Annotated in this window: 13 protein-coding genes; 9 read left to right on the top strand and 4 right to left on the bottom strand. The window is 59.9% G+C overall.

Annotation, left to right across the window (positions count from 1 at the left end):
• Complete coding sequence (locus tag ABEB25_RS18105; RefSeq protein ID WP_345737842.1) at positions 1–2,217, top strand: DUF1549 and DUF1553 domain-containing protein; 2,217 nt, start codon at positions 1–3, stop codon at positions 2,215–2,217.
• A 326-nt stretch (positions 2,218–2,543) separates the two neighbouring features.
• Here the strand turns inward: ABEB25_RS18105 and tal are convergent, their stop codons facing one another.
• The 4 genes from tal to ABEB25_RS18085 all read right to left on the bottom strand — a co-directional run bounded on the left by tal (position 2,544) and on the right by ABEB25_RS18085 (position 5,678).
• Positions 2,544–3,497: a transaldolase gene (gene tal / locus ABEB25_RS18100; RefSeq protein ID WP_345737841.1), complete on the bottom strand. Its 954-nt coding sequence runs from the start codon at positions 3,495–3,497 to the stop codon at positions 2,544–2,546.
• Between the two features lie 71 nt (positions 3,498–3,568).
• Positions 3,569–4,162 carry a hypothetical protein gene (locus ABEB25_RS18095; RefSeq protein ID WP_345737840.1) on the bottom strand — a complete coding sequence of 198 codons (594 nt, stop codon included), beginning with the start codon at positions 4,160–4,162 and terminating at the stop codon, positions 3,569–3,571.
• An 84-nt stretch (positions 4,163–4,246) separates the two neighbouring features.
• A complete protein-coding gene (locus ABEB25_RS18090; RefSeq protein ID WP_345737839.1) occupies positions 4,247–5,185 on the bottom strand; it encodes a 2-hydroxyacid dehydrogenase in 939 nt (312 codons plus the stop codon).
• A 52-nt stretch (positions 5,186–5,237) separates the two neighbouring features.
• Positions 5,238–5,678, bottom strand: a complete 441-nt coding sequence (locus ABEB25_RS18085) for a globin domain-containing protein (protein WP_345737838.1) — start codon at positions 5,676–5,678, stop codon at positions 5,238–5,240.
• A 40-nt stretch (positions 5,679–5,718) separates the two neighbouring features.
• Between ABEB25_RS18085 and ABEB25_RS18080 the strand changes: the two genes are divergently transcribed.
• The 8 genes from ABEB25_RS18080 (at position 5,719) to ABEB25_RS18045 (ending at position 15,711) form a co-directional block, all read left to right on the top strand.
• On the top strand, positions 5,719–6,102 hold the full coding sequence (locus ABEB25_RS18080; protein WP_345737836.1) for a molybdenum cofactor biosynthesis protein MoaE: 384 nt from the start codon (positions 5,719–5,721) through the stop codon (positions 6,100–6,102).
• Positions 6,103–6,294: 192 nt separating this feature from the next.
• Positions 6,295–7,428 (top strand): hypothetical protein, encoded by a 1,134-nt coding sequence (locus ABEB25_RS18075; RefSeq protein ID WP_345737835.1) that lies wholly within the window; start codon positions 6,295–6,297, stop codon positions 7,426–7,428.
• A gap of 113 nt (positions 7,429–7,541) precedes the next feature.
• Positions 7,542–9,050, top strand: coding sequence for an RIP metalloprotease RseP (rseP, locus tag ABEB25_RS18070; protein ID WP_345737834.1), 1,509 nt, complete (start codon positions 7,542–7,544; stop codon positions 9,048–9,050).
• Positions 9,051–9,105: 55 nt separating this feature from the next.
• Positions 9,106–10,902, top strand: a complete 1,797-nt coding sequence (gene ispG, locus ABEB25_RS18065; protein WP_345737833.1) for a (E)-4-hydroxy-3-methylbut-2-enyl-diphosphate synthase — start codon at positions 9,106–9,108, stop codon at positions 10,900–10,902.
• Between the two features lie 154 nt (positions 10,903–11,056).
• Positions 11,057–13,168: a glycogen debranching protein GlgX gene (gene glgX / locus ABEB25_RS18060; protein ID WP_345737832.1), complete on the top strand. Its 2,112-nt coding sequence runs from the start codon at positions 11,057–11,059 to the stop codon at positions 13,166–13,168.
• Positions 13,169–13,237: 69 nt separating this feature from the next.
• Positions 13,238–14,251 (top strand): AAA family ATPase, encoded by a 1,014-nt coding sequence (locus ABEB25_RS18055; protein WP_345737831.1) that lies wholly within the window; start codon positions 13,238–13,240, stop codon positions 14,249–14,251.
• 30 nt (positions 14,252–14,281) lie between these two features.
• Entirely contained in the window at positions 14,282–14,734 is a 453-nt protein-coding gene (locus tag ABEB25_RS18050; RefSeq protein ID WP_345737830.1) for an SMI1/KNR4 family protein, read from the top strand.
• A 77-nt stretch (positions 14,735–14,811) separates the two neighbouring features.
• The gene (locus ABEB25_RS18045; protein WP_345737829.1) at positions 14,812–15,711 is read left to right on the top strand and encodes a DUF58 domain-containing protein; all 900 of its coding nucleotides are present in this window, start codon (positions 14,812–14,814) and stop codon (positions 15,709–15,711) included.
• Positions 15,712–15,957 lie beyond the last annotated feature (246 nt).

The following is a 15,957-nucleotide window of genomic DNA, read 5'->3' as shown; positions in this document are numbered from 1 at the left end:
ATGACCGCCTTTTCTTCTCCCCTGCGTTGGCTTTCCCTGCTGTGGCTAGGATCGCAGATGGCCCATGGGGAGACGGTACCCTCTTTTCGCAATGAGGTGATGCCCGCCCTTTCCAAGGCAGGCTGCAATCTGGGCACCTGCCATGGAAATGCTACGGGCAAAGGCGGCTTCAAGCTGTCGCTACGCGGGCAGGACATTGACTATGACTATGCGGCCCTGACGCGCGACGTCTCCGGTCGGCGGGTGAATGCTTTTTCCCCGGATGAAAGCCTGCTGCTGTCCAAGGGCACCAACAAGCTGGCTCATGAGGGCGGCAAACGGCTGGATGCCAAGGGCTGGGAATATCGGATACTCCGGGACTGGATTGCCGGCGGCATGCCCGGAACAGGCACTGACGATCTGCGGGTCAAAAAACTGGAGGTCAGTCCCCTAACACTCATTCTCGAGGAAAATCAGGGCCAGGTCCAACTCACAGCCAAGGCCACTTTTTCTGATGGCAGCCAGCGGGATGTCACTTCCCAGGCCGTCTATGAGCCTTTGCAAAACGGACTGGTGGAAGTCGGCCACGGCGGGCTGGTGAAGCGGCTGGAATTTGGTGAGCCCACGGTGCTTGTGCGGTTTTTGGACCAGAGTGTGCCTGTGCGTCTCACCTTTCTGCGGGCCAGCCCCGGTTTCGTCTGGGCCCAGCCGCGCCGGGAGAATTATGTAGATGGGCACATCTTCACCAAGCTGAAGACCCTGCGCATCAATCCCAGCAGCGTGTGCAGCGACGATGTCTTTGCTCGCCGCGCTTACCTGGACCTTCTGGGCATGGTGCCTACGGCCGAAGAAGCGCGCGCCTTTGCCACCGACAAACGTCCGGACAAGCGGGCGCGACTGGTGGACAAGCTTCTCGCTCGGCAGGAGTTTGCCGACTTCTGGGCCCTCAAGTGGGCCGATGTGCTGAAGGCCGAAGGCCGCACCCTGGATGACACGGGATTGAAAGCCTTTCATGGCTGGATCCGGGATAATATCGCGCAAAATCGCCCGGTGGACGTCATGGTGCGCGAGCTGGTGGCCTCCCGTGGCAGCACTTATCAGCAGGCCGCCTCGAACTTCTACCGTGCCAATCGCACCCCCTCCGAACGCGCCGTGGCAGCCGCCCAGGTCTTTCTGGGCACTCGCCTCCAGTGTGCGGAGTGCCACAACCACCCCTTCGACCGCTGGACCCAGGACGATTATTACAACTGGTCCGCCGTTTTCGGCCAGGTGGATTACAAGCTCATCGGGGATAACAAAAGGCGTGACACAAACGACAAGCATGAATTCAACGGCGAGCAGATCGTCTTTCTGAATCCGAAGCTGAGCGTGGACAACCCACGCACCGGAGAAAAGGCCAAACCTCGCTTCCTCGGGGCCGACATGCCGAAGCTGGCTGACAAGGAAGATGAACTGCAGGCCGCCTCCGTCTGGCTCACCGGGCCCAAGAATCCACTCTTTGCCAAGTCTCAGGTCAACCGCATCTGGTATCATCTCATGGGCCGTGGTCTGGTGGATCCGGTGGATGACTTTCGCCTTACCAATCCGGCCAGCCATCCACAGCTCCTCGAAGACCTGTCTCAGGATTTTGTGAAGAGCGGTTTTGACCTGCGCCACATCATCCGCACCCTTATGCTGAGCCGCACCTACCAGCTCGATAGCCAGCCTAACGAGACAAACGCGGCCGATGAGATCAATTACTCCCACAATCTGCCGCGACGCCTCAGTGCGGAACAGCTCTTTGATTCACTGCACCTCGCATTGCGTGTGCGGTCCTCCTTGGACAAAACTGGAAAACGCGCTGGGCAGATGGCCGGGCCAAAGGGGGGAAGAGGCAGCCCCGACCCAATGTCGCCCGAGGCCTTCCTGGTCCAATTTGGCCGTCCCAAGCGCGAACTGAGCTGTGAGTGTGAGCGCGCCGGGGATACCAATCTCGGCCAGATTTTTCAGTTTATCAGTGGCCCCATTGTCGGCAGGCTGATCAGCGACAAATACAACCGGCTACAATCGCTCGCCAAAAACGATGACCCTGCCCCGGTCGTACGGGATCTCTACTGGGCCCTGCTGAGTCGTGCCCCGAGTGCGGACGAGGCCAAAATCATGGAGTCTCTCATCGTCTCTGCCAAAGACAGGCGTGCAGCCCTGGAGGACATCGCCTGGTCCTTGGTCAATGCGAAGGAGTTCGTCTTGCGCAGATAAGCAGGAGTGAGGTTTACGTCAGTGTCATCCCAAATGAAAAAGTCTGGTCCTGCTTATTGTCTTTTCCGCATTGGGGCGGCCATTGTGTATCTCACGCTTTTCGGATTCGCAGTCCGGACGGGAGATGCCGTATTTATCGTTCTGACCGCAACCCTGGTGGCACTTGATCTCGCGAGCTGGTTCTTCTGGGCACGTTCCATGCGCGTAAAGTGACTGGTTGCCCTGCCAGCGGGCCGGAAACCTTTCATGGAAACAACAAAGCGCGATCCCTGGCGGAATCGCGCTTTGAACAAAACAGGCGCATGGCCGGTTTTACTTTTTGAGTCTTACAGACCGGCTTCGATCAGCTTCTCGAGCTTGACGATGTCCTTGCCGAAGTTGCGGATGCCTTCGGCGGTCTTCTCGGTGGCCATCGCGTCTTCGTTGAAGAGCCAGCGGAAGGTCTTCTCGTCGCTGCCGATGCGCTCGATCTTGAGGGATTTGGCGTTCTCGACGTTGAGCTTGGCGGTGAGGGGTTCTTCGGAAGCCTGCAACTCGCCCAGGAGGCCGGGGCTGATGGTGAGGAGGTCACAACCGGCGAGCTCGGTGATTTCACCTTTGTTGCGGAAGCTGGCACCCATGACTTCGGTCTTGTGGCCGAAATGCTTGTAGTAGTTGTAGATCTGGGTCACGGACTCCACGCCAGGATCTTCTGCTGGGGCGTAGTCTTTGCCGGTGCTTTTCTTGTGCCAGTCGAGGATGCGGCCGACGAAAGGGGAGATGAGCTTGATGCCGCCTTCAGCGCAGGCGACGGCCTGGGCGAGGCTGAACAGAAGGGTCAGGTTGCAGTTGATGCCTTCTTTCTGAAGGATCTCGGCGGCCTTGATGCCTTCCCAGGTGGAGGCGATTTTGATCAACACGCGCTCACGGGCGATACCTTCCTTCTCATACATGCTAATGAGCTGGCGGGCCTTGTCCACGTTGCCCTGGGTGTCGAAGGACAGACGGGCGTCCACTTCGGTGGAAACACGGCCTGGAACGATCTTCAGGATCTCCACACCGAAAAGGATCAGGATGCGGTCCATGATGGCTTCAACCTTGGCGCTGCCAGTGAGGGAGCTGCCTTTATATTCGGCGATGGCCTGGTCCACGAGGGACTTGTACTCGGCTTTCTGGGAAGCCTGGAGGATGAGGGACGGATTGGTGGTGGCGTCCTGGGGCTTGTAGGCCTTCATGGCCTCGAAGTCACCCGTGTCGGCGACGACGATGGTGTGCTGCTTGAGCTGGTCGAGCTGGTTCATACGTTTCTTATTTGGGGGCGCGAGGATAAGGGCAAGCCGCTCGGATGCAAGCGACGGTAAAAGGGGAAAAGTCAGCGCAAGTCGCGGTCGGTGGGTTCCTTGCTTAAGAACAGGGCAAGGACGATCCCGGCAAGAGTCCATTCGATGATGTAGTCGGCCATGCCGACGATGACCTCCCTCTGGGGAAGCTCAAACCAGACCATCTGGGGCAAAATGCAGACCGCCCCGGCGAAGAGCCCTGCGGCAGCACAAAAGGCGAGGCGACCTGGGAATGACAAGACTGTCTGATGCAGGAGCGCACCGAGGATCAGCGCGGCGAGGAAGGAGCGGCCAAAGCTCCAGCCCAGGCTGGAGGTCATGTTCCAATCGTGGCGGCCTGGGCGGAGGATGGCGTAGAGGTAAGGTCCGTCAGTCTTGGCCTTGAGATGGGTGGCATCCAGTTTCTTTTGTTCAGCCGGATCCGCATAGGAGACCGCTTTGCGGGGAAAGGGGAGCACGTAGATGCCCGTGCCATGCGTGGCATTGGCTTTCAGCACTTCCGCCACAGCCGCCTCGTCCCGAAAGTCATGCATACCTTTTTCGTGCCAGCCCAGGAGCATCCAGGACGCATAGCCCCAGGCAAAAGAGACGATGGCGGCGAGCAGGGAGGCGAGGAAAAGTTTCATGTGCGCAGGGTGCAGCCCCGGTGAGGATCTGACAACCGGGGAGTTCAAATGACAGTGAGGGAAACCTCACGATGCATGAAATCTTTAGATCACAGCTGTCAAAAGCGGCTGGCCTGCGAAATGGGCCGCCAGATTACCCACACAGAGGCGGGCCATGGCCACGCGGGTTTCATGGGTGCCGCTGCCGAGATGCGGGAGAAGGACGGCACGCTCATGCCGAAGCAGGGCTTCCGGGATGTTGGGTTCGTGTTCGAAGACATCCAGCCCGGCGCTGCGTAGAGAGCCTGAATCCAGGGCCTCAATCAGGGAGGCCTCATCCACGACGCTGCCACGTGCAATGTTGATGAGGGTACCGCTGGGGCCCAGTGCGGCGAGTACTTCGGCATTGATGAGGTGCCGGGTTTCCGTCCCACCGGGGCAGGCAACGATGAGGAAGTCGCTGGTTTTTGCCAGGGTGGAGAGGCTGTCGCAGTAACGGTAGTCCACCGCCTGTGGTTTTCGCCCGTGATAGGCGATCTCCATCCCATGGGCACTCAGACGATGGGCGATGGCTTTGCCAATCCTGCCGAGTCCAATGATGCCAGCGGTTTTGCCGCGCAAGGCATAGGCCAGGGGGAAGGGGCCTCTGGTCCAATGTCCGGCACGGGCAAAGCGCTCCGCCTCACCCAGTCGGCGGCTCGTCATCAGCACCAGGGCCACCGCCGTGTCGGCCACGTCATCGGTCAGTACATCGGGGGTGTTGGTCACCTGCAGGCCACGCTGCTGGCAGTAGGGCAGCGGAACGCCATCATAGCCCACACCAAAGACGCTGAGGATTTCCAGATTGGGCAGTTGCTCCAGAAGTTCCACCGGGGCCACACTGCCTCCAGCCATGGCGATGCCACGAATGTCTTTCCCCATGTGGGCCAGCAGGGCCGTCTTGTCCGGTGCATGGAAGTAATCATGGCAGGCAGCCACCTCCCGCAGCGGTCCCAGGAGGAAATCGGGCAGCGGGGCGAGGAGCAGGACAGGGGGGAGGGACATGGTGTTTGGTTGTTCAGTAGGACCGTTTTAAAAACGAAAGACGCTTTCTGGCCTACGCTCCCTCAGGGCGGTTGCGCATGAAATCGGCGATTTGGGCAAAGAAAGCCCCCAGCACAGGCACATGGTCCAGGGGGATTTCCACTTCGCGCATGGAGGCACCCATGAGGTCAAGCCAGCGGTCACGTTCGGCCAGGCCTATGGAGAAGGGCATGTGGCGGCCTCGCAGACGGGGGTGGCCCCGCTCTTCCAAATAAGTCTGAGGGCCACCCAAACGGTAGATGAGGAAGTCTGCCAGCCGCTTTTCAGCTGCATCCCAGTCATCTGGCGGGTACATGGGGCCGATAAGGTCGTCCACACGCACCCGGCGATAAAAAGCGGTGACGAGATTGCGCAGGCGCTCTTCGCCCAAGTCATGATAGAGGTTGCCCACGGGATCCATGGGAGGACAGATGGGCAGCCGCGCGGTCTTTTCCAGCCCAGGATGGATTTTCACACTTCTGCGGTTACAGAAGTTTCTCTTTCATCAACCAGCCATGCCTCCGTTCCTCCTGTCTGCCGATCCCATCCCCGATACGACCTGCCCCTTTGGTCCGGGACTGGGTGCCGAGGTGCGTTTTTTGGGCGTGGTGCGGGATCTGGAGTCAGACCGCCACATTGCGGGCATCGACTACACGGCTTATCTGCCCATGGCGGAACGGATGCTTGGCGAATTGATCGAGCAGGGACGGGCGGAGCATGGGCCGCATGAGGTGTTCATCCAGCATCGTCTGGGTTTTGTGGCTGCTGCTGCGCCTTCCATCCTCATTTGGGTGCGCACCAAGCACAGCGCGGAGGCTTTTGATCTATGCCGCTGGTATCTGAAGGAAATCAAAACGCGTGTGCCCATCTGGAAAAGGCCTGTGTTTGAAGAAGGCTGATTCGATGGATGGACCAAGCTGATGGTCAATGGAGCTAAAAAGGTTTCATTGAATTTTCATAGCTTTTAAAGCGACTCGAAATAAACGCGGTGGGTAGGAAAAATACCAGCTTTGAGAAGGCATGCCTCTTGTTACATTTACGGACGTATGCCACCTGCTTTTCTGAAACATCCGTTCGTGTCTCTGGTCTGCATGAGCCTGCTACTGGCGGGTTGCCAGCTTCCGGAAGACGGGGTCGGTGTGACGGTGAGGCGGGCGCAGGCAGCCAATGGTGCAGAACTTTACTCCGGTGGTAGCGCCCTCAATGTGCCCATGCGGGCCTCGGAGATCAACCAAGTGGCCCGGATGCTCGCTGGCATGGAAACTTCGGGCGGCGGATCCCGCGATGGATATTCCTGGCCTTATCATCAAAAGCAGATGGATGCCCTGTGGCGGCGGTATGATGAGGGCCGGGGGCAGAAGATCCGTGCCTGGGCCGGGCGGGAAATCTCGGACCTGCAAAGATATCGCAGCGTGTTTTACCCCTTCAGCGGGCCTGACTTTCTCTATGCCCAGGACCTTTTCCCCTCGGCGGAGACTTACATTCTATGCGGGCTGGAATCAGCGGAGCCGCTGCCTGATTTTCGCAGCCTGACGGCCGGGGAAGTGGCCATCGGCCTGAATGGACTGCGGCAGAGCCTGGATGGCATCGTCAACGCGGGTTATTTTGTCACCACAGACATGCGCAGTGACTTCCAGTCCACCCGTCTGCGGGGCACGCTGCCTATCTTGCTGGTGTTTCTCGCCCGGTCCGGTGCCCAGGTGGAAAGTGTGGATGTGGTGCAGTTGGATGCTTCCGGCACTCCTGTTTTGGCGGCTGTGACCAGTGGTTCGGCCCCCGGGCTGATGATTCGGTTTCGAAATGGCATGGGAGGGCTGAAGCGGCTGTTTTATTTCCGTCAGGACCTCTCCAATGGCAGCACACGGCCTGGAGGCCCTTTCCTGACCTTCGTAGCCAAGCAGGGGACGCCGCCGGCGATGGTGAAAAGTGCCTCCTACCTGATGCACAACAGTGATTTTTCAAACATCCGCCAATACCTGCTGCGCTCCACGCCGGGCATCGTCCAGGATCCATCCGGGGTGCCATATCGGGATCTGGTGGCTGCGGGGCTGGCGGTGGATCTTTATGGCCGTTACCAGGGCACGCTGGATATTTTCAGCCAGCAACAGCCGGATCTCATGGCGGCCTACGGCAATGGGCAGCACCGGGTGCAGGCTCTGGATTTCGGGTATGGATACCTTTATCGGGCCTCCTCCACCAGTATCATGGTGGCGCGGCGACGGTGAAAAAAGCCGCTGGGAACATTTCCAGAATTTTACCATTGGCTGATTGCCCTTGTGGTGGGGAATGTTAGCTTTCCATCTCTGCGCCGTTGTGGCGCGTATAGCATTCAGTTCTTATGCAATGGCTTTCCTCTCTTGGCACCGTCGGTGAAGTGCTCCGCATCATCATCCTCATTTTTGAGGTGTTGCTGGTCTTCAATCTCATGATTCTCGTCCACGAGTGGGGGCATTTCCTCGCTGCCCGCTGGCGTGGGCTGAAGGTGGAGGCCTTTCAAATCTGGTTTGGCAAGCCGCTGTGGAAAAAGACCATCAATGGCGTACAATACGGCCTGGGAAGCATCCCAGCAGGTGGTTTTGTGAAGCTGCCGCAGATGGCCCCGATGGGGGCTATCGAAGGGGAATCTTCCTCCGAAGAGCCTCTGCCGCCGATCACGCCGATGGATAAGATCATCGTCGCCTTTGCCGGTCCTCTGTTCAGCTTTGGCCTGGCCTGTCTTTTCGCCCTGCTGGTGAGCGTGTTGGGTAAACCCCAGTCGGAACCCTTTGTGACGACCACCATCGGCTACGTGGCCAAAGACAGCCCGGCAGCTACGGCGGGCCTGAAACCGGGCGATGTGATCCAGACCATTGATGGCCAGCCCATCCGCCGGTTTGAAGGTTTTGTGGACAGCGTGCGCTGGGGCGTCATTGCCAGCGAAGGCAGCGAGATCCAGTTCCAGGTGGATCGCCCCGGTGAAGGGGTGAAAACCGTGGCCGTGGCGGCCAAGTGGCCGGACCCTGAGAAGAAACCCAGCTCCTGGTGGATGAGCATTTTCGAGCGGCCTGTCCTGCGCGAAGTCGGCATCATGGGCAAGGAAACGCCGATGGTGGGCAAAGTGCAGGCAAACAGTCCTGCCGCTGATGCAGGCCTACAGCCGAATGATGAGCTGCTGAGTGTGGACGGGCAGCCCCTTTTCAGCCGCATCTGGTTTGCCGAATACCTGGAAACCAAGCCTGGGCAGCCCGTGCAGGTGATCGTTCGCCGCAAGGACAAGGCCACCATGACAAGCAGCGAACTGCCTGTGACACTGACACCCCGCGTGCCAGATCAGCGGCCGCCGGAATACAATCGCCCGATGGTCGGCATCGAATGGCATGCCACAGGCGAGCGCAAGCTGGCCTATCCTCCCGTGTCTGAGCAGGTGTCCGATGCTGCACGCAGCATGTTCAGCATGATCGGCAAACTGGTCTCTGGAAATTCGGACATCAGCCCCGCGCACATGAGCGGTCCTGTGGGCATTGGCCGCGTGTACTACAACCTTCTTCAGGATCCGGCTGCCCTGCTGCAGATCCTCTGGTTCAGCGTGGTTCTGAACATCAACCTCGCCATCATGAACATGCTGCCTTTCCCGGTGCTGGACGGTGGCCACATCACCATGGCCATCGCCGAAGGCCTGCGTCGCAAGCCGTTGCACTCCCGGGCCATCGAGTGGGTGCAGACCGCCTGTGCCCTGATGCTGTTCGGTTTCATCTTCTTCGTCACCTTCAAGGATCTGGGCGACATCTTCATCGGCGGGAGCAAAAAGAAGGCCCCCTCCATCGAGCTGAAATGGCTGCCAGAGGGCCAGCGTCCGGCTGCTAAGTGACCTTGTTCCCGTTTGCACAGACGCCAGCTTGGAGTTTGGTGTCCACCCACCTCCGATGACTGCCACCAGCCTGCTCCGTTACTGCCCCGACCTCTATCATTATCAGCGCCGCGAAACGCGTCTGGTCACGGTGGGAAATGTAGGCATTGGCGGCGGCAACCCGATCCGGGTGCAGTCCATGCTGACAAGCGATACGCGCGATGCGGAGGCCTGCATCCAGCAGGCCCTGGAACTGGCGGCGGTGGGCTGCGAGATCGTGCGTGTCACGGCGCAGACCCGTGTCATTGCGGAAAACCTTCAGCACATTCGAGATGGCCTGCGTGCGGCTGGGTGCGATGTGCCCTTGGTGGCCGACATTCATTTCAAGCCCGATGCCGCCATGGAGGCTGTCAAATGGGTGGAAAAAGTGCGCGTCAATCCGGGCAACTACGCTGACAAAAAGAAATTCGCCGTGAAGGAATACACGGACGAACAATATGCCGAGGAAGTGGCCTACATGGAGGCGCAGTTCGTCCCTCTGGTGGAAGAGTGCAAACGGCTGGGCCGCGCCATGCGCATTGGCACCAATCATGGCAGCCTTAGCGACCGCATCATGAACCGCCATGGTGACACCCCGCATGGCATGGTGGAGAGCGCCCTGGAATTTGCCCGCATTGCCCGCGCCCACGATTTCCACAATTTCCTGTTCTCGATGAAGGCCAGCAATCCGAAGGTCATGATCGAGGCCTACCGCCTGCTGGTGGCCCATCTCAATGACCTGGGCAGCGACTGGAACTATCCCATCCACCTCGGTGTGACGGAAGCTGGCGATGGTGAAGATGGCCGCATCAAGAGCGCCATCGGCATCGGCTCTCTCATGTCCGATGGCATTGGCGATACCATCCGCGTCTCCCTGACTGAGGATGCCATCCATGAGATTCCCGTGGCAAAGGCTCTGGTGAAATCCGTCGTCGAAGGTGTGCGCACCGGCCACTGTGGCAGCACCAGCAGCAGCCTGCCTGTCAGTTACGATTCCTTTGTTTACAGCCGCCGTGGGACGGACCGCCTCTTGGTGCAGGGCGTGGACATCGGCGGTGGTGCTACCGTCGCCGTCTTCACCACCCGCCGGAAATGGGATGCCGTTTCTCACAAGCTAGACAAGCTGGGCGACTTCAAGCCAGAAGTGGTGCTGGAAGACAGCGGTGTCATCGCCATTGATCCTCGTGAAGACTCGGCCCTCCATGACCTCAATGCCGCTGTGGGTCCGCTGCTGGTGACCGTGGCGGACGGGTTGGATCTCGCCCCGATCCATGCCTTTCGTCTGCTGGCAGCCAAGCTGGATGCGCGCCATTCCATCTTGCTGAAAGATACTTTGTTAGGCGAGGCTGCGGCTGACCCGAAAGGCGATTTCACCACTAATCTTCTCACGGCAGCAACGAACATCGGTTCTTTGCTTTGCGACGGCATCGGCGATGCCATTCTGGTGAATGGGGAGGAAGCTCCCGGCCAGTCCCTGCGCCTGAGTTACAACATCCTGCAGGCGGCAGGCGTGCGAATTTTCAAGACGGACTATGTGGCCTGCCCGAGCTGCGGCCGCACCCTGTTCAACCTGCAGAGCACCACGCAGAAAATCCGTGCCTCCACCGGGCATCTCAAAGGCGTGCGCATCGCTGTCATGGGCTGCATTGTGAACGGCCCCGGAGAGATGGCTGATGCGGACTTTGGCTACGTGGGCGGTGCCCCTGGGAAGATCAACCTCTACGTTGGCAAAACGGCGGTGAAGTTTAACATCCCCGAAGAAGAGGCCGTCGAACGATTGGTGGACCTTATCAAGGAACACGGCCGTTGGTTTGATGCTCCGCTGGCCGCGTGATGGTGCGCCGGCCTGTGCCTCTGTGAAGCTTGTTTGCACCCATCCGGCAGGCATGGGTGATGCGAATATTTAGTCCTGTCTTTCAGCGCGGAATTTGCACAATCCTGAAATACCTCATGCAGCGGCCCGCGCCTTGCTCCATGACATTGGAACCATGCCCTCTGACCCGGCCATCCCTGTGCCCAACCGTCCCGGTGTCACCCTCTCGCCGGAGGGCGCGACCTTCTGTGTCTTTTCTCGGCATGCGACGGTGGTGGATCTCTGCCTGTATGACCCTGCCAATCCTTCCGTGGAAACCGCGCGTGTCAGAATGCGGCGTGGTGAGTGTGATTTGTGGACGGCCCAAGTTCCGGGAATCAAGCCGGGGCAGCTTTACGGCTACCGGGCTCATGGTCCCTGGATGCCAGACCGGGCGCTGAGATTCAACGCCAACAAATTGCTACTGGATCCGTATGCCCTCGCCATTGTCGGCCAGCCCGATGGATGCACGAGCATGCTCGGCCATAAAGGGCCATCGGTTTTCCCCGGAGCCCATGACAATGGCCCCGAGGCCCTGAAATCGGCCGTGGTGGACACCGCCTTTGATTGGCAGGGGGATCGTTCTCCGCGCCTGCCCTGGCAGGAGACGGTGCTTTATGAATTGCACGTCAAGGGCTTTACCCAGAAGCACCCGGAGGTGCCGAAAAAGCTGCGGGGCACCTATGCGGGGCTAGGGCATCCCGCCGTGATCGCTTACCTCAAGGATTTGGGCGTCACGAGCCTGCAACTGCTACCAGTCCACCAGCATCTGGATGATCAGTTTTTGCTGGAAAAGGGCCTGACGAACTACTGGGGCTACAACACGATTGGCTTCTTTGCCCCCCACAACGAATACGCATCCAGCCCAGATCCGCAGGAGCAGGTGCGGGAGTTCAAGGAGATGGTGCGTGCTCTTCACGCGGCAGGGCTGGAAGTCATCCTGGACGTAGTTTACAACCACACGGCGGAAGGGGACGAACGCGGCCCGACGTTGATGTTCCGTGGGCTGGATGACCGAATGTTCTATCGTCACACTTTTGATGAACATGGGGCGAACTACATCAACATTACCGGCTGCGGCAATGCGGTGGATTCGGCCACCCCGCCCGCCCTTCGTCTCATCCTGGACAGTCTCCGCTACTGGGTCACAGAGATGCACGTGGACGGGTTCCGTTTTGATCTGGCCGTGACGGTGGCGCGGGATCAGCATGATAACTTTGACGCCAACGGACAGTTCCTGGCTGCGGTGGCGCAGGATCCTGTGCTCTCGCAGGTGAAGCTCATTGCGGAGCCGTGGGACATCTTCCGCATGGACAGCTATCAGGTGGGTGGTTTCCCAGAGCCATGGCGTGAGCTGAATGGCAAGTATCGCGATGCTGTCCGGAAGTTTTGGGCCGGGGATGAAGGCTCCACGGCGGAATTTGCCAAGCGCCTGTGCGGCAGCCAAGATGTCTTCGGCTGGAATCAGCGTCCGGCACTCAGCAGCATTAATTTTCTGACCAGCCACGACGGCTTTACCCTGCTGGATCTCGTGAGCTATGCGAGCAAGCACAATGAAGCGAACGGGGAGCAAAATCGCGATGGTGACAATGCCAATCACAGTGTGAGCTGCGGGGTGGAAGGGCCGACCAAAGACGCTGCTGTGCTGAAGCTTCGGGCGCGTCTCCGGCGCAGCCTGCTGGCAACGTTGATGACCTCCATCGGGGTGCCTTTCCTCAATGCCGGGGATGAGCGGGGGCGCACCCAGAAAGGGAATAACAATGCCTACTGCCAGGACAATGACCTGAGCTGGATGGACTGGGCCTTTTGTGATGAAGAGATGCTGGACTTCACCAAGCAGATGATCGCCCTGAGAAAGCGGCTGTCCAGCCTGCGACGGACTCAGTATTTTGATGGGATGGTGAATCCTGCCACTGGCTTGGCGGATGTGACCTGGCTGGAGGGAGATGCCAGCCTGCTCTGCCACGAAGAGTGGCATGATCCCAAGCGCGTCTTCTTCGGGGCCTTGCTGGATGGTGCCCCCCCGCTGCTGCTGCTGTTTAACCGCGGGGAACTGCCTCAAAATTTCCTTCTCCCAGGCAGTGGGGAGACGGTTTGGAGCGTGGTTTTTGACACCAGTCTGGTGCCCGGATTTGTCGAGCCTGATTCCAGACTGATCGAAGGTGGGGTGTCTTTCCACATCAAGGCCAGCACCCTGGTCTGCCTTCAGCTCAATGAAGGGCCTGCCCTGGAGGGTGCCCATTGTTGAGCCGGATGTAAATTCCAGCAAAGCGGACGATAGCTTGGCATGGGTGAGGCTGTTTGATAGACAGTGCTTATGTCAGACCATCCCGACTCCTCTACTGCGGCTGTTGAATTATCTGACCAGGAGGCCGTGACCCTTCTGGCAGGGGCGCGGGAACGTATCCTGGCGGAGGTGGGAAAGGTCATCGTGGGGCAGACGCAGGTGCTGGATGAAATGCTCATCGCCCTGCTTTCCGGCGGGCACTGTCTCATCACGGGCGCGCCCGGTTTGGCGAAGACCCTGCTGGTGAAGACGGTGGCGGAGGTGTTTGACCTCAGCTTTCACCGCATCCAGTTCACGCCGGATCTCATGCCCTCCGACATCACTGGCACCGAGATCCTGGAGGATACGGAGCGCGGTCGTCAGCTCGTTTTTAAAGCCGGCCCGGTGTTTGCGAACATGATCCTGGCCGATGAAATCAACCGCACTCCGCCAAAGACCCAGGCCTCCCTCCTTGAGGCCATGCAGGAGCACCAAGTCACCGTGGCGGGGAATACCCTGCCGCTGCCGCAGCCCTTCTTTGTCCTGGCCACGCAAAACCCCATCGAAATGGAGGGCACCTACCCGCTGCCCGAGGCGCAGCTAGACCGCTTCATGCTGAACATCGTCATTGATTACCTCAGTGAGGATGAGGAGGTGGCCGTGGTCACCCGCACCACCAGTGGCAAGAGCGAGCCCGTGCAGCGCATCTTCCACGGGCCGCAGCTCCAGGCCTTCCACCGGCTGGTGAAAAAAGTCCCCATCGCGGAGGACGTGGCCCGTTTTGCCGTTCGCCTTTCCGCCGCCACCCGCCCTGGCCGCACGGGCGTGCCGGACTTCATCAATGAATGGGTGAGCTGGGGGGCAGGCACACGCGCCTCGCAATGCCTGGTGTTAGGCGGCAAGACCCGCGCCCTCCTGCAGGGCCGCGCGCATGTGACGCTGGAGGACATCCGCGCGATGGCCCACCCGGTGCTGCGCCACCGCGTGCTCATCAACTACCGGGCCGAGGCCGAAGGCGTGACCGTGTGCAAGGTCATTGATAAGCTGTTAGAAACCGTGAAGTGAAGCGGCCCTGCGCAGCCTTGGCCGTGCTGAATGTTAGGCCTTGCTGAAATCCACCTAACCATCTTTGTGAAAGTTCATCCGCTAACGACCGACCTGCAATGGGACGCTGAGGCCCCGGCCACCGCCGCAAACCTGCGTGCCCTGGCCGCTGCCACACCCTTTCCTTTGCCCGAAGCCTACCTCGACTGGCTGCGCCGGGGCAATGGGGGCGATGGCCCCATCTCGCTGGATCCCGGCTGGCTGGTCTGCTGGTGTGCGGAAGATGTGCCGGTGGCGAATGCCGAATACGGCGTGCCCTTCCTGGCCCCCGGTTTCTGGGCCTTCGGCAGCAATGGGCGGGAGGAACTGCTGGCCTTTGACTTCCGCAGCAGCCCCGCCGCCATCGTCATGCTGCCCCTTGAGGGCCTGGCCGCCGAAGAAGCCATCCGCCTGGCCCCCAGCTTCGAAGACTTCCTTGAACTTGCCTTTCAACGGGAAGGCTGAAACGAAAAAGCAGAAAGCAGAAACACCACCGAGCACCCCTCCACTTTCTATTTTCCTCTTTTCTACTTTTTCCCCTTATGCCCACCAACCTCGATCCCGCTGCTCTGGCCCGCATCCGCTCCCTGGAATTGCGGGCGAAGGTCATCGTCGAGGGGCTTTGGAAAGGCATGCACCGCAGCCCCTACCACGGCTTTTCCGTGGAGTTCAGTGAGTACCGCGCATACGTGCAGGGGGATGATCCACGCTCCATTGACTGGAAAGTCCTGGCCCGCAGTGACCGCACGTTCATCAAGAAATTTGAGGATGAAACCAACCTCCGCTGCCAGCTCGTGGTGGATCACAGCCGCTCCATGCAGTTCGGCTCCGGCCCCCTGACCAAGGCCGACTACGCCGCCACCCTGGCCGCGACTTTGGCGCTCTTTCTCATGCAGCAGGGAGATGCCGTGGGCGTCACCACCTTTGGCCCCAGCTTGCAGGAGCACCTGCCCGCGCGCAATCGCCCCGGCCACCTGCGCCGCCTCATGCTGGAACTGGAAAAACCCGCCCCCGCCGGAGCCACCGCGCTGGATCTCAGCGTGAAACAACTGGCCGACCTGCTGCGCAAACGTGGCCTCATCTGCCTCGTCTCGGACCTGCTGGCTCCGGTGGATCGGCTGGAGAAACAACTCGGTTTGTTAGGTGCGATGGGGCATGACGTGGTGATCTTTCACGTCATGGATCGGGCAGAGATTGATTTCACCTTCCCGAAGGCCGCGCACTTTCGCGATGCTGAAACGGGCACCGAGCGCTTCATTGACCCTGCCACCGCGCGGGAGACCTACCTGAATCGCCTGAACGTCCACCGCGACCTCATCCGCCGCCTGTGCGAGCGCCAGGGCATCGAATACCACTGGACCCCCAGCGACCAGCCTTTGGAAAGCGTGCTCTTCGATTTCCTCTCCGCCCGCGCTCGCAAGAAAGGAGGGCCCCGGCGATGAAGCGCGTCCCGTCCGCCATGGAGCGCGCGCGTCTCGCGTGCCGGGTTCTGCGTCCTCGCGGAACCCCGTTCGTGAGACCTCGTCCGCCCCCTTGCACCTCCCCCAAGCTGACGGCGGGACGCCGTCACACCTTGAACCCCTCGACCTTTGTTCGTCTCAGACCGACCGATCCTTTAAGCCGCACCTGCGAGCTCTGGCAGCCACGACCTCATCCGCTCTTCCACCCCGCAAACCAAGCGGTTCAAG

Source organism: Prosthecobacter algae, from assembly GCF_039542385.1.
Classification (GTDB): Bacteria; Verrucomicrobiota; Verrucomicrobiia; order Verrucomicrobiales; family Verrucomicrobiaceae; genus Prosthecobacter; species Prosthecobacter algae.
The sequence above is the reverse complement of the archived record's forward strand: the minus strand, read 5'-3'. Positions and strand labels throughout refer to the sequence as shown.

Bases quoted from the DNA above. Each gene is read 5' to 3' on its own strand.
- ABEB25_RS18050 (WP_345737830.1), top strand. From the start codon at position 14,282: ATGTTAGGCCTTGCTGAAATCCACCTAACCATCTTTGTGAAAGTTCAT.
- ispG (WP_345737833.1), top strand. From the start codon at position 9,106: ATGACTGCCACCAGCCTGCTCCGTTACTGCCCCGACCTCTATCATTAT.
- ABEB25_RS18055 (WP_345737831.1), top strand. From the start codon at position 13,238: ATGTCAGACCATCCCGACTCCTCTACTGCGGCTGTTGAATTATCTGAC.
- ABEB25_RS18095 (WP_345737840.1), bottom strand. From the start codon at position 4,162: ATGAAACTTTTCCTCGCCTCCCTGCTCGCCGCCATCGTCTCTTTTGCC.
- ABEB25_RS18105 (WP_345737842.1), top strand. From the start codon at position 1: ATGACCGCCTTTTCTTCTCCCCTGCGTTGGCTTTCCCTGCTGTGGCTA.
- ABEB25_RS18090 (WP_345737839.1), bottom strand. From the start codon at position 5,185: ATGTCCCTCCCCCCTGTCCTGCTCCTCGCCCCGCTGCCCGATTTCCTC.
- ABEB25_RS18075 (WP_345737835.1), top strand. From the start codon at position 6,295: ATGAGCCTGCTACTGGCGGGTTGCCAGCTTCCGGAAGACGGGGTCGGT.
- ABEB25_RS18045 (WP_345737829.1), top strand. From the start codon at position 14,812: ATGCCCACCAACCTCGATCCCGCTGCTCTGGCCCGCATCCGCTCCCTG.
- tal (WP_345737841.1), bottom strand. From the start codon at position 3,497: ATGAACCAGCTCGACCAGCTCAAGCAGCACACCATCGTCGTCGCCGAC.
- rseP (WP_345737834.1), top strand. From the start codon at position 7,542: ATGCAATGGCTTTCCTCTCTTGGCACCGTCGGTGAAGTGCTCCGCATC.
- ABEB25_RS18080 (WP_345737836.1), top strand. From the start codon at position 5,719: ATGCCTCCGTTCCTCCTGTCTGCCGATCCCATCCCCGATACGACCTGC.
- glgX (WP_345737832.1), top strand. From the start codon at position 11,057: ATGCCCTCTGACCCGGCCATCCCTGTGCCCAACCGTCCCGGTGTCACC.